The organism is Streptomyces sp. MBT53 (assembly GCF_016654115.1).
GTDB lineage: Bacteria > Actinomycetota > Actinomycetes > Streptomycetales > Streptomycetaceae > Streptomyces.
This window is the reverse complement of sequence record NZ_JAEQAZ010000252.1, coordinates 1-10758: the sequence shown is the minus strand read 5'-3', so window position 1 is coordinate 10758 and position 10758 is coordinate 1. Positions and strand designations below refer to the sequence as shown.

The window sequence follows — 10758 nt, the reverse complement described above, 5'->3', positions numbered from 1 at the left end:
AATGCGGAACGGGGGGTTTCGGCGGGCGGGGGCTGCGCCGAGTGCGTCGTGGTACGGCAGTCGCCGAAGTCGGCGCGCAGCCGGGCCATCAGCCGGATCAGCTGTCCGACCTCGTCGTCGCTCCAGCCGCTCAGCCGGTCGGCGAGCAACTGGGCGGTGCGCCGGGAGAGTTCGTCGAGCCGGACCTGGCCGCTGGGGGTGAGGCGCAGGATGCGGGAGCGCTTGTCCGAGGGGTCGGCGGACCGTTCGATCCAGCCGCGGTCGGCGACGTGCGCGACATGGCGGCTGGTCACGGACATGTCCACGGCGAGCAGCTCCGCGAGCTTGCTCATGCGCATGGCGCCGTGCCGGCCGAGCAGGGTCAGTACGGCCGCGGAGCCGCTGGGGCAGTCGGACGGCAGGATCCGTCCCAGCTCCCTGCGTACGGCGCCGAAGGCACTGAACTGACGCATCAGCTCCTCGTACTGCGTCCGCTCGGCCATCACACCTCCCCTACCCTCCATGTTCATGTTCGTTGCTTGGGGCAACCATAAGAGAGGTTGGTTGCTACAGGCAAATAAAACGGGGTGGGTGTGGCATAAAAAGTTGGCAAAGGCAAGTATTTCTGACCGTAAACCCACAGGTGGGAACGGCTGCGCGAAGCCCCGCACTTGGGTGTCCCCCGGGGATTCGCTAGTGTCTCGGCCCATGGCAAACAACACCCAGGGCCCCGAGGGCAACTACGACCCCGCCGGCAGCACCCAGATGTTCCGTGCCTTCGTCGACGAGACCCCCCAGGGCGGCCGGCAGCAGCAGGCCGCCGCTCCCGCCGGACCGCGTATCGGCCTGATCGTCGGCGTCGTCGTCGTCGTGCTGGTCGTGGCGGCGGTGGTGTACCTGGCGATGATGTAACACCGACGTCCTGACTCGAGCGGCTACCGGTCCGGCCCCACGGGGAACCGGTAGACCGTCGACTCCCGCACCCGGAAGCCCAGCCGCTCGTACAGCCGGTTCGCCGCCGCGCGGTCGGGGCGCGAGGTGAGATCGACGGTACGGGCACCGGCCTCGCGGGCGATCCGCAGCGCTTCGTCGGTCAACAGGGCGGCGACGCCCCGGCCTCGGGCCGCGGTGTCTACGACCACGTCCTCGATGCGCCCGCGCAGGCCGGACGGCACCGGGAACAGTACGAGCGTCAGGGTGCCGACGACCGTGCCCTCCGCCCGTGCGACCAGCACCGTGTTCGTCGCGCACGAGACCAGCCGCTCGACCGCGGCCCTGTCGAGGGGCTCCGCCGTCGAGGACAACTGCGGCAGCAACCGGCAGAAGGCGCCCACGAGTTCGTCGGTCGCCTCGCGCGCGACCCCCACCTGTACGTCCATGGCGGGGAGCCTATCGATCGCGCCGACGCGCGGTCCGTCGTCGATCGGCTGCGGCGCCGTCGTGGCCGGTCGCGCCCACGCGGCGGAGCCGCATGTCGATACAGCTCCGCGCCCCTTTGGGGCGCTGCAGGGCCCAGGGTTTAGAACCACTCAGCTGAGACGCCCCGAACACACCGCCATACCCCCGGAGTTGCCGCCCGCGCCCGCGGTCGGCGTCACGCACACGACGGCCGCCGACGCGCCCAGTGGGGCGCCTCGGCGGCCAGTTGTCCGTGTGGGACGACGCGTCGGGCCATGGAGACTGACTGACGCTTCGTCACATAGGAACCCTTGGCGGCGGGTTCAAGGGGTTCAGTCGGAGATCAGGCCCTCGCGCAGGGTGGACAGGGTGCGGGTGAGGAGGCGGGAGACGTGCATCTGGGAGATGCCGACCTCCTCGCCGATCTGTGACTGGGTCATGTTGGCGAAGAAGCGCAGCATGATGATCCGGCGCTCGCGGGGCGGGAGTTTGGCCAGGAGGGGCTTCAGGGACTCCCGGTACTCCACGCCCTCCAGGGCCGTGTCCTCGTAGCCGAGGCGGTCCGCCAGGGAGCCCTCGCCGCCGTCGTCCTCGGGGGCCGGGGAGTCGAGCGAGGAGGCCGTGTACGCGTTGCCGACCGCGAGGCCGTCGACGACGTCCTCCTCGGACACGCCCAGGACCGCGGCGAGTTCGGGCACGGTGGGCGACCGGTCCAGCTTCTGGGAGAGCTCGTCACTGGCCTTGGTGAGGGCCAGCCGCAGCTCCTGGAGCCGGCGAGGGACGCGCACCGACCACGACGTGTCGCGGAAGAAGCGCTTGATCTCACCCACGACGGTCGGCATCGCGAACGTCGGGAACTCCACCCCGCGTTCGCAGTCGAACCGGTCGATCGCCTTGATCAGGCCGATCGTGCCGACCTGGACGATGTCCTCCATCGGCTCGTTGCGGGAGCGGAAACGCGCGGCGGCGTAACGCACCAGCGGGAGATTGAGCTCGATGAGGGTGTCCCTGACGTAACCGCGCTCGGGGCTGTTCTCGTCGAGTGCGGCGAGCCGCAGGAAGAGGGAGCGGGACAGGGTGCGGGTGTCGATGGCTCCCGTGGTCGGGAGGGCCGGGGCCGGTACGGCGGGTACGGCCTCGAGGACCGTAACGGCGTCGAGTGCGGGCTCAGCCTCGCTCTTGGTGAGCGTGAGCACCTTCGAGCTGCCCTGGTCTGCGGACATGCCACCCCCTTTGGGTCGCGGGACGGTCGCGGCGATCGCCCCCGTCTGGGGAGCGGTGCCTTCACCTGAATACCGGAGCCTGGGCCACGGCAAACGCGCTTCCGGCAGAATGTCACATGTCGGCAACACGCTGTAGTGACATGTCGACTTGTCTGTTACGAAACAGCCCTGGAAAAAGGGGGTCTGACGGTTTTTCAGGCCAGAACTGTCGGGAACCGCCCTGGTGGGCGATTCGTTCGTACCGGTGACAGTTCGCCAGCGCTTTCGGTTCCGCCGCTACGCCGCTACGCCGCTGTGTCGCTATGCCTCGATGCGGTTCGCGGAGCGCAGCCGCTGGAAGCTGCGCGCGAGCAGCCGTGAGACATGCATCTGGGAGACGCCGAGTTCCGCGCTGATCTGTGACTGGGTGAGATTGCTGTAGTAGCGCAGGAGCAGGATCCGCTGTTCGCGCTCGGGGAGTTGGACGAGGAGATGGCGGACCAGATCGCGGTGTTCCACGCCGTCCAGGGCCGGGTCCTCGTAGCCGAGCCGGTCCAGCAGGCCGGGCAGTCCGTCGCCCTCCTGGGCGGCCTCCAGGGAGGTCGCGTGGTACGAGCGGCCGGCCTCGATGCAGGACAGCACCTCGTCCTCGCCGATGCGCAGCCGCTCGGCGATCTCCGCGGTGCTCGGAGTGCGCCCGAAGGCGGTCGTCAGATCCTCGGTCGCCGCGTTGACCTGCACCCACAACTCGTGCAGCCGGCGCGGGACATGGACCGTGCGGACGTTGTCACGGAAGTAGCGCTTGATCTCACCGATGACGGTCGGCATCGCGAACGTCGGGAACTGCACGCCCCGGTCCGGGTCGAAGCGGTCGATGGCGTTGATCAGACCGATGGTGCCGACCTGGACGACGTCCTCCATCGGCTCGTTGCGGGAGCGGAAGCGGGCGGCGGCGTAGCGCACGAGCGGGAGGTTGGCCTCGATGAGCGCCCCGCGCACCCGGTTGTGCTCCGGCGTACCCGGCTGGAGCCCCTTGAGCTGGCCGAACAGCACCTGGGTGAGGGCCCGGGTGTCGGCACCGCGGCTGCGCGGCGGAGCGGCTGCCGCCGGGGGCTGGGCGGGAGCCTCTTCCTGAGGCGGCGCTGTACTGGCCGACACGGTCAACGCCACACCTCTTCAATAGGTCAACTCATCCGTCAAAAGCGGTCATAGCATCACAAGACATGTGCACTGTGTGCAAGCACCGACTAATACCTTGTTAGGCCGTGTTGACGGGCAAGTTGGGGCATTGGGCGCGCAAAAGCCCCCCGCCGTCACGGCGGGGGGCTTCTCGGCGGTGCGTTCAGATCTCGTAGTCGGCGATCACCCAGGTGGCGAACTCGCGCCACAGCACGACGCCCGCCTGGTGCGCGGGGTGCTCGACGTACCGCTTCAGGGCGTCGGCGTCGTCGACCGACGAGTTGATCGCGAAGTCGTAGGCGATGGGGCGGTCGCTGATGTTCCAGCCCAGCTCCCAGGAGCGCAGCTCCTCGATCAGGTCGCCGAGCGGGCGGAACGCCTCGACGCCCGCCACCACCCGCGGGTCGTCGCGCTGGACGCCCTCGTTGAGCTTGAAGAGGACGAGGTGGCGGATCATCTGCGCGCTCCCGGGTGGTGGTTGGCTAGTGCGCCCCGTCGGCCAGCCAGGTCATGAAGTCGCCGATGGCCTTCGCGGCGTCCGATATGCCTTCGAAGCCTATCTGGACGTAGTCGGCCGCCTTGGCGGGCTTCGTGATGATCACGTACAGCGCGAAGACCACGAGCACATAGACGGCGATCTTCTTCGCGTTCACCGCCATCGCGGCCTCCCCTGTGACTTCGTGCCCGTGGGCCCCCTGTTGCCGGCGGTGAGTGTAACCTTCACGACCGTTTTTTGGATCAATCGGGGATCAACGACCCCCAGGTGAAGGGCTGTTGTCGCGAGCCGCCCGCCGAAATCCGGGAATCCTCACCGAAGGTGGCTGTACGACTACATCCTGTCTCCATGGATGAAGGGTTTGTGGCGCTCGTGGCTGCCGGCGTAGGACTCGTCGGGGCGGTCGGGGGCGCCGCCATCGGGGGCCTGGCCGCGACCAGGGGAGCACGTATCGGGGCGGAGACGGCGGCGAGGGCGACCGCCAGGCAGGTCCACGACCAGGCGGTCACCGACCACGGCCACTGGCTTCGCGGGCAGGTTCTGGAAGCGTGCAGGGCTTTCCTGTCGGCCTACGTCTCGTACGCCATCCATGCGTCGAACATGACGCGGGCGATCGAGCGGGAACTCCGGGAACTCATGGGTGAGCTGGGCGGAGCCTGCGGGCAGGCCGTGACCGACTTCAGGAACGCCTATTTCCAGGTGCGGCTGGTCGCGGCGGAGGACGTCCGGCAGTGCGCGCAGGAGCTGAAGAGGCTGGTCGAGAATCACAGGGAGTGTGTCGACGCCTGGCTCAACGCGTTTCTCGACACGGACGGTTCGGCGGTGGCTGCCGCGCGGGCCGAGGAGGAGCTGTTGCGCGGGAGGCTCGCTCGTCTGCACACCGAGTTCATGGAGACGGCGTGGCTCTCCATGTCGCGTCATCCTGCCTCGGCGGCCGACTGAGACGGAAACCGGGACGGAACGTGCTGAAGGGCCGGTCCCCATCGGGGCCGACCCTTCAACCATCTGCGGTAGCGGAGGGATTTGAACCCTCGGTGACTTGCGCCACACTCGCTTTCGAGGCGAGCTCCTTCGGCCGCTCGGACACGCTACCGAGAGAGACCTTACAACAAGGTGGGGTGTGGTTTGAAATCGGTATTCGGGCCCCGCCACCGAACCTGCTAGCGGTCCCGGAAGAACTCCGTGAGGACGTGCGCGCACTCGTCCGCGAGGACGTCCCCGATCACCTCGGGGCGGTGGTTGAGCCGCCGGTCGCGGACGACGTCGAAGAGCGAGCCGGCCGCGCCGGCCTTCTCGTCGCGGGCGCCGTAGACGACCCGGTCGACCCGGGACTGCACGAGCGCGCCCGCGCACATCGTGCAGGGTTCGAGGGTGACGACGAGGGTGCAGCCGGACAGCCGCCACTCACCGACGTGAGCGGCGGCCCGGCGGATCGCGAGGATCTCGGCGTGCGCCGTCGGATCGCCGGTGGCCTCGCGTTCGTTGTGGCCGGTGGCGAGCACGGTCGTACCGTCCGGGGACAGTACGACCGCGCCGACCGGGACGTCGCCGCCCCGGGCGGCCGCTCCGGCCTCGTCCAGGGCGAGCCGCATCGCGGCCCGCCAGCGGTCGCGTACCGGGTCCCAAGGCCCTTCTGTGCGTGCCGCGGTCAGCGGACGGTCTCCAGGACCTCCGAGGCCCCCAGGGCCTCGGCGATGGAGCTCAGCGCGTCGTCGGCGTCGAGGAGGCGCAGCTCCTTCTCGCCGACGCCCAGGTCGTCGAGGATCTGGCTGTCCCCGACCGGGCTGTGCGGAACGGCCTCGGCCGAGGTGCCGTCCTCGTCGTCGTCATCCTCGGAGTCACCGTCCTCGGTGCCGTCGAGGTCGAGGGAGTCCAGATCGACGACGTCGTCGGCGTCCGGATCCCTTCCGAGCAGCTCGTCCGTGAGCAGGATCTCGCCGTACGAGCTGCGGGCTGCCGCAGCTGCGTCCGAGACGTAGATCCGGGGGTCGTCCTCGCCGTCGATGCGGACGACGCCGAACCAGGCGTCCTCCTGCTCGATGAGCACCAGCACCGTGTCGTCCTCGGGCGAGGCTTCACGGGCCAGTTCGGCCAGATCCGACAGGCTCTCGACATCGTCGAGCTCTGTGTCGCTCGCTTCCCACCCGTCTTCGGTGCGCGCGAGCAGTGCGGCGAAGTACACCGTGACTCTCCCACTGGTCTTAGGCGTGCCGGTTGGGGGTCCCCCCGGCGGAGGTTACGGGCGGGGAGAGCTCGTGCTCCGAGCCCCACCCACTCGGAATCGTGGCAGAAACAAGGCGTTCAGGGGACGTCTTCGGCTCCCTGTGTCCGCCCGTGTTTGATCGACCACCAGCGGGATCGTACGCGGCGATCGCCGTGCACACGCACCCGGTTGGCCTTACAAGGTCCTGTGAGACAGGCCTCAATCACCAGCGGAAGGTTCGCATACGCATGGCGTGGCGCAGCCGGGCGGCCTTGGCGCGCCGGGGCTGGACGCGGTCGCGCAGCTCACGGGCCTCGGTCAGTTCGCGCAGGAACTGTGCCCGGCGCCGTCTGCGCTCGGCATCGGTCTCCCGGCTCTCGTGCTGCGACGGGTCCTCTCGGGACTCACGGTCAGGCATCGGCTCACCACCCCGGTCCGTCCCTCCCACTTTCCCCCGGACGGGCGGTTTGATGCCAGCGCGAGCAGACAGGCAGTGGCGGCTACTGTTGTGGACATGCGTCTCCACGTCGTCGACCACCCCCTGGTCGCCCACAAGCTCACCACGCTGCGCGACCAGCGCACCGACTCCGCGACCTTCCGCCGCCTGGCCGACGAGCTGGTCACCCTGCTCGCCTACGAGGCCACGCGCGACGTGCGCACCGAACAGGTCGACATCACGACGCCGGTCGCCCCGACCACGGGCGTCAAGCTGTCCTACCCGCGCCCGCTGGTGGTGCCGATCCTGCGGGCCGGCCTCGGCATGCTGGACGGCATGGTCCGGCTGCTGCCCTCGGCCGAGGTCGGCTTCATGGGCATGGTGCGCAACGAGGAGACGCTGCAGGCTTCCACGTACGCCACGCGCATGCCGGAGGATCTCTCGGGCCGTCAGGTGTACGTCCTGGACCCGATGCTGGCCACCGGCGGCACCCTGGTCGCGGCGATCCGCGAGCTGATCAAGCGCGGCGCGGACGACGTGACGGCCGTGGTCCTGCTGGCCGCCCCCGAGGGCGTCGAGGTCATGGAGCGCGAGCTCGCGGGCACCCCGGTGACGGTCGTGACGGCCTCGGTCGACGAGCGCCTGAACGAGCACGGCTACATCGTCCCGGGCCTCGGCGACGCGGGCGACCGGCTGTACGGCGCCGCGGAGTAGCACTCGCTCAACACCGGATTCCCGTACGGCTCTTACCTGCCGTACGGGAATCTGCGCGTGTGCTGCCCTACGGCTACGGCTACGGCTACGGCTACGGCTACGGCTACGGCTACGAGCACGCCTTCGCCGAGGCGCTGGCCGTCGGTGCGGCGGGCCCGCTCAGTGCGGCCAGGGCCTTGTCGGCCGCGGCCTTCGCCGTGAGGTCCTTGAAGGCGGTGCCGATGATCAGGTCGACGGCGGTGCCCTTGCGGGTGGCCTCGGTGCGGCGCTCGGCGCCGGTGAGCTGGGTGGCGAGGACGGGCAGCGAGGTGTCGAGGGAGGCGGCGGGGCCGAGCAGTATGCCGGTGCCCTTGACCTTCTTGTCGAACTGCGCGGTCGCGTTGCCCACGTCGCCGATCTTGAAGCCGCGCTTCTTGAGTTCGTCGGCGGTCGACTTGGCGAGGCCGCTGCGGGGTGTGGCGTTGTAGACGTTCACGGTGATCTGGGCGGGCTTCGGGACGGCGGCGTTCGTACGGGGCGAGGGGCTCACCTTGGAGGCGCAGTCCGCCTTGGGACCGGCCGCCGCGGCCTGTTTGCCGCCGCCGGTGAAGACGTCGATGAGCTGCAACGTGCCCCACCCGCCCACACCGACCACGGCGACGGACGCGACCACCATGAGGACGAGCCGCCCGCGACGCCGCGGACGGCGCATGCGCGGGTATTTGTCCCCCGTGATCCGGTACTGGCCGCCCATGCCTGGGGGAGTCAGCATGCTCATGAGCGCAGCGTAGTGCGCCCGGGCGACGATGCCTACTAGATGATCATTCGACAGCGCCGAGACCAACCCGAAAGGGTCAACGGTCTACCGGAGTGAGTCAGTCCAACTCGAGAACGCGCGCGTGGAGCACCTGCCGCTGCTGCAGCGCGGCGCGGACCGCGCGGTGCAGGCCGTCCTCCAGATACAGGTCGCCCTGCCACTTCACGACGTGCGCGAAGAGGTCGCCGTAGAAGGTCGAGTCCTCGGCGAGGAGGGTTTCCAGGTCGAGCTGGCCCTTGGTCGTCACCAGCTGATCGAGGCGGACCGGGCGCGGCGCGACATCCGCCCACTGCCGGGTGCTTTCCCGGCCGTGGTCGGGGTACGGCCGGCCGTTTCCGATGCGCTTGAAGATCACACGGAAAGCCTACCGGTCATGACGTTCCGGGCGCAGCCATGGAGACGGAGTGCGACGCTGGAAAAGATGCCGCAAAGCCGGGCAAAAAGGGAACCGAGGCCAGATATGAGTGACAGCGAGACGATCGCCGCCGGGTACGCCTTCACAGGACCTGCACTCGATCTGGGCGCCCTGCTCTGGGACGGGGCCTGTCTCCCCGACGCACAGATCCGCATCCCCCTCCCCATGCTCAACCGCCACGGCCTGGTCGCGGGCGCCACCGGCACCGGCAAGACCAAGACGCTCCAGCTCATCGCCGAGCAGCTCTCGGCGCAGGGAGTGCCCGTGTTCCTCGCGGATGTGAAGGGCGACGTGTCGGGCATCTCGGCGCCGGGCGCGGCGAACGACAAGGTCGCGGGGCGGGCCGCCGAGGTCAGGCAGCAGTGGACGGCGACCGGCTTCCCGGCCGAGTTCTACGCCCTCGGCGGCATCGGCCACGGCATCCCCGTCCGCGCCACGATCACCGGCTTCGGCCCGGTACTGCTCTCCAAGGTCCTGCAACTCAACCAGACCCAGGAGCAGTCCCTCGGCCTGATCTTCCACTACGCCGACACCAAGGGCCTGGAGCTGATCGACCTCAAGGATCTGCGGGCCGTCGTCACCTTCCTGACCTCGGACGAGGGCAAGACGGAACTGAAGAACATCGGCGGCCTGTCCACCGCCACGGCCGGTGTGATCCTGCGCTCCCTCACCGCCTTCGAGGCGCAGGGCATGGCCGACTTCTTCGGCGAGCCCGAGTTCGACACGAGCGAGCTGCTGCGCACGGCGTCGGACGGCCGGGGCATGGTCTCGGTCCTCGAACTCCCCGCCGTCCAGGACAAACCGCAGCTCTTCTCGACGTTCCTGATGTGGCTGCTGGCAGACCTCTTCCACGACCTCCCGGAGGTCGGCGACGCCGACAAGCCGAAGCTCGTCTTCTTCTTCGACGAGGCGCATCTGCTCTTCAACGACGCCTCCAAGGCCTTCCTCGACTCCATCACGCAGACCGTCCGCCTGATTCGCTCGAAAGGGGTCGGCGTCTTCTTCGTGACCCAGACCCCGAAGGACGTCCCCGGCGATGTCCTGGCCCAGCTCGGCAACCGCGTCCAGCACGCGCTGCGCGCCTTCACCCCCGACGACCAGAAGGCCCTGAAGGCCACCGTGAAGACCTTCCCGAACTCCGCCTACGACCTGGAGGAGATCCTGACGGGACTGGGCACGGGGGAGGCCGTCGTCACCGTCCTGAGCGAGAACGGCGCCCCGACCCCGGTCGCCGTCACCCGCCTCCGCGCCCCCGAGTCCCTGATGGGCCCGATCGACGCGACGACCCTCGACCAGGCGGTCAAGTCCTCGTCCCTGTACGGCCGTTACGCACAGGCTGTGGACAGAGAGTCGGCGTACGAGAAGCTGGCGGCGGAGCCGCCGAGACCCAAGGAAGCACCCGCGAAGGCTTCTCCGAAGGCGGCCAAGGAGGACGAGTCGATGGTCCAACAGGTCGTCGGCAGCGGCATGTTCAAGTCCCTGGCGCGTTCCGTCGGCACCCAGATCGGCCGCGAGATCACCCGTTCACTGTTCGGCACGGCCCGGCGGAAGCGGTAGCCCCCACCGGGCCGCGCGGTCGGATCAGCGCTTCGGCTCCTCCGGGGGCCGCTGCGGCTCGGGTGCGCGCGTCTCGGGTTTGGGCGCGTTGCGTACGGCCTCCGCGCGCAGCAGGGCGCGCAGGACCGCGTACGGGTCGATGGGCATGGCTGTGTTCCTCGCGTCGTACGGACTTGGCCGACCTTGCTCGGGGCGGTCGGTCCGTCAGCAGCGCAGGACCACGGTGCGCTGGGCACGCAGGGTGTACGACGGCCCGTGCGGCGCGGGGAGGGCGCGGCCCTCGGGGTCGTACGACGCCGGGGCGGGCGCGGGGCGCAGGGGCGGGGTGGGCCGGTGGACGGCGAGGGCGGAGGGCCGTAGGGCGGCGGTGGCCGTGTCGAGGA

16 protein-coding genes and 1 tRNA gene are annotated in these 10758 nt (G+C 69.4%); 4 read left to right on the top strand and 13 right to left on the bottom strand.

The features are described from left to right. Positions 1 to 482 (bottom strand): MarR family winged helix-turn-helix transcriptional regulator (locus tag JHN45_RS46310; RefSeq protein ID WP_201055408.1); only part of this gene is annotated, 482 nt, incomplete at its 3' end. Positions 483 to 687: 205 nt separating this feature from the next. On the opposite strand from JHN45_RS46310, the gene JHN45_RS46305 reads away from it, so the two are divergent. Continuing rightward, complete coding sequence (locus JHN45_RS46305) at positions 688 to 891, top strand: hypothetical protein (protein ID WP_200715922.1); 204 nt, start codon at positions 688 to 690, stop codon at positions 889 to 891. Positions 892 to 914: 23 nt separating this feature from the next. Here the strand turns inward: JHN45_RS46305 and JHN45_RS46300 are convergent, their stop codons facing one another. The 5 genes from JHN45_RS46300 to JHN45_RS46280 all read right to left on the bottom strand — a co-directional run bounded on the left by JHN45_RS46300 (position 915) and on the right by JHN45_RS46280 (position 4417). Continuing rightward, the gene (locus JHN45_RS46300; RefSeq protein WP_200715921.1) at positions 915 to 1358 is read right to left on the bottom strand and encodes a GNAT family N-acetyltransferase; all 444 of its coding nucleotides are present in this window, start codon (positions 1356 to 1358) and stop codon (positions 915 to 917) included. 351 nt (positions 1359 to 1709) lie between these two features. Continuing rightward, positions 1710 to 2600, bottom strand: coding sequence for an RNA polymerase sigma factor SigF (locus tag JHN45_RS46295; RefSeq protein ID WP_019073292.1), 891 nt, complete (start codon positions 2598 to 2600; stop codon positions 1710 to 1712). A gap of 300 nt (positions 2601 to 2900) precedes the next feature. Next, positions 2901 to 3749: an RNA polymerase sigma factor SigF gene (locus JHN45_RS46290; RefSeq protein ID WP_200715920.1), complete on the bottom strand. Its 849-nt coding sequence runs from the start codon at positions 3747 to 3749 to the stop codon at positions 2901 to 2903. 172 nt (positions 3750 to 3921) lie between these two features. After that, positions 3922 to 4215, bottom strand: a complete 294-nt coding sequence (locus JHN45_RS46285) for a Dabb family protein (RefSeq protein WP_200715919.1) — start codon at positions 4213 to 4215, stop codon at positions 3922 to 3924. A gap of 25 nt (positions 4216 to 4240) precedes the next feature. Further along, positions 4241 to 4417, bottom strand: coding sequence for a hypothetical protein (locus JHN45_RS46280; RefSeq protein ID WP_200715918.1), 177 nt, complete (start codon positions 4415 to 4417; stop codon positions 4241 to 4243). A 185-nt stretch (positions 4418 to 4602) separates the two neighbouring features. Here JHN45_RS46280 and JHN45_RS46275 point away from each other — a divergent pair, with 185 nt between their 5' ends. Next, on the top strand, positions 4603 to 5196 hold the full coding sequence (locus tag JHN45_RS46275; protein WP_200715917.1) for a hypothetical protein: 594 nt from the start codon (positions 4603 to 4605) through the stop codon (positions 5194 to 5196). 66 nt (positions 5197 to 5262) lie between these two features. On the opposite strand, the gene JHN45_RS46270 is transcribed toward JHN45_RS46275, so the two are convergent. The 4 genes from JHN45_RS46270 to JHN45_RS46255 all read right to left on the bottom strand — a co-directional run bounded on the left by JHN45_RS46270 (position 5263) and on the right by JHN45_RS46255 (position 6875). Continuing rightward, positions 5263 to 5347 (bottom strand) — tRNA-Ser (locus JHN45_RS46270). A gap of 67 nt (positions 5348 to 5414) precedes the next feature. Further along, positions 5415 to 5846, bottom strand: coding sequence for a tRNA adenosine(34) deaminase TadA (gene tadA / locus JHN45_RS46265; protein ID WP_200715916.1), 432 nt, complete (start codon positions 5844 to 5846; stop codon positions 5415 to 5417). 56 nt (positions 5847 to 5902) lie between these two features. Continuing rightward, positions 5903 to 6436, bottom strand: coding sequence for a hypothetical protein (locus tag JHN45_RS46260; protein WP_200715915.1), 534 nt, complete (start codon positions 6434 to 6436; stop codon positions 5903 to 5905). Between the two features lie 244 nt (positions 6437 to 6680). Continuing rightward, positions 6681 to 6875 carry a hypothetical protein gene (locus tag JHN45_RS46255; RefSeq protein ID WP_019073298.1) on the bottom strand — a complete coding sequence of 65 codons (195 nt, stop codon included), beginning with the start codon at positions 6873 to 6875 and terminating at the stop codon, positions 6681 to 6683. Positions 6876 to 6971: 96 nt separating this feature from the next. On the opposite strand from JHN45_RS46255, the gene upp reads away from it, so the two are divergent. Continuing rightward, complete coding sequence (upp, locus tag JHN45_RS46250; RefSeq protein ID WP_200715914.1) at positions 6972 to 7607, top strand: uracil phosphoribosyltransferase; 636 nt, start codon at positions 6972 to 6974, stop codon at positions 7605 to 7607. Between the two features lie 109 nt (positions 7608 to 7716). Here the strand turns inward: upp and JHN45_RS46245 are convergent, their stop codons facing one another. Together JHN45_RS46245 and JHN45_RS46240 are read right to left on the bottom strand one after the other, a co-directional pair. Next, complete coding sequence (locus JHN45_RS46245; protein ID WP_200715924.1) at positions 7717 to 8340, bottom strand: LytR C-terminal domain-containing protein; 624 nt, start codon at positions 8338 to 8340, stop codon at positions 7717 to 7719. A 121-nt stretch (positions 8341 to 8461) separates the two neighbouring features. Beyond that, a complete protein-coding gene (locus JHN45_RS46240; RefSeq protein WP_003999914.1) occupies positions 8462 to 8758 on the bottom strand; it encodes a type II toxin-antitoxin system VapB family antitoxin in 297 nt (98 codons plus the stop codon). 105 nt (positions 8759 to 8863) lie between these two features. Between JHN45_RS46240 and JHN45_RS46235 the strand changes: the two genes are divergently transcribed. Beyond that, entirely contained in the window at positions 8864 to 10375 is a 1512-nt protein-coding gene (locus JHN45_RS46235; protein ID WP_200715913.1) for a helicase HerA-like domain-containing protein, read from the top strand. 24 nt (positions 10376 to 10399) lie between these two features. Here the strand turns inward: JHN45_RS46235 and JHN45_RS54255 are convergent, their stop codons facing one another. Continuing rightward, complete coding sequence (locus JHN45_RS54255; protein ID WP_267930399.1) at positions 10400 to 10522, bottom strand: hypothetical protein; 123 nt, start codon at positions 10520 to 10522, stop codon at positions 10400 to 10402. Positions 10523 to 10758: the final 236 nt, after the last annotated feature.